Source organism: Natronomonas sp. CBA1123 (genome assembly GCF_009741925.1).
Lineage (GTDB): Archaea > Halobacteriota > Halobacteria > Halobacteriales > Haloarculaceae > Natronomonas.
The window spans coordinates 1-1,195 of sequence record NZ_WPCC01000089.1; the positions used below are offsets into that span (position 1 = coordinate 1).

A 1,195-nucleotide genomic window follows, 5' to 3' on the forward strand; every position below is an offset into this window, starting at 1 on the left:
GCCTACATCGCCGAGGCGGCGTCGTGGGAACTACGGGGCGGACCCCTCGACGAGGAACTCCTCACCCCCACGGGGGCGGCGATTCTCGCACACTTCGCCGAGGGCGTCGACTCGCTGCCGCCGATGGACATCGACAGCGGCGGCTACGGCGCCGGTAGCAAGTCCTTCGAGGACCACCCGAACGTCCTCCGAGCGATGGTCGGCAACGCCAGCGGCGGGCTGAAACGCGACGACATCCGCGTGCTGGAGACGAACCTCGACGACGCGAGTCCCGAGACGCTTGGTGGGCTCCAGGAAACGCTAACGGACGCCGGCGCACGGGACGTGACAATCGTTCCGGCGACGATGAAGAAGTCCCGTCCCGGCCACCTCGTGAAAGTCATCGTCAAGCCCGAGGACGTGGCGTCGGTCGCGAGACGCCTCGCCGAGGAGACGGGAACGCTCGGCGTCCGCGAGACGGCGGCGGGACACCGCTGGATAGCCGAGCGGTCCTTCGAGACGGTCGAACTCGATATCGGCGGCGAGACGTTCGGCGTGTCGGTGAAAATTGCGGCCGACGACGCGGGCGAGGTGTACGACGTGAGCGCCGAGTACGACGACGCCGCAGCCGTCGCCGACGCCACTGACCTCGCGATTCGAGAGGTCGTTCGCCGTGCCGAGACCGTATATCGGCAGGAGTACGACAAGCGGTAAAGTCAGGCCTCAACGCTTGCGGTGTCGCTGCAGGGCTTCCTCCATCGTCAACTCGCCGACAGCGACCCGTCTGGCGAGTTCCTCGTCGATGGTGCGGCCGTCGTCGCTCCGTCGCCGCGAGCGGTTCTTGATGAGTTGAATCTCCCCCGCCGTCGGTTCGATGTCCCGACTCTCGATTCGCTCGCCGTCGAGTCGGGCGATGTTGACCGCGGCCAGCACGTCACCCATACCGCGTGCGCCGGTGCCGAGATACGGCGTCGTCCCCGTCTCGTCGACGAGTTCGACCGGCACGCCATCGAGGGCCTCGATTATTTTCGTCCCCTGCAATCGCGCACCGTCACCGATTCGGACCAGCGGGTCGGGGGCATCGGCGACTTCGTCGGCGACGACCGCCGCGGCCTCGTCGGCCGGCATCTGAAACGCGGCGACGACGGTTTCACCCGAGAGGACGGCGATTCCGGGGCGGTCACCGGGGTCGATGCCGACGACGGTTCGGCCGCCG

Annotated in this window: 2 protein-coding genes; one reads left to right on the forward strand and one right to left on the reverse strand. The window is 67.9% G+C overall.

Features of this window, described 5'->3' with window-relative positions; genetic code table 11:
* Positions 1-693: LarC family nickel insertion protein (locus GJ631_RS18345; protein ID WP_156710532.1), on the forward strand; the 693-nt coding region annotated here is incomplete at its 5' end.
* Between the two features lie 9 nt (positions 694-702).
* Here the strand turns inward: GJ631_RS18345 and GJ631_RS18350 are convergent.
* Positions 703-1,195, reverse strand: a 493-nt coding sequence (locus tag GJ631_RS18350; protein ID WP_156710533.1) for a hypothetical protein, incomplete at its 5' end; no start/stop codon positions are given.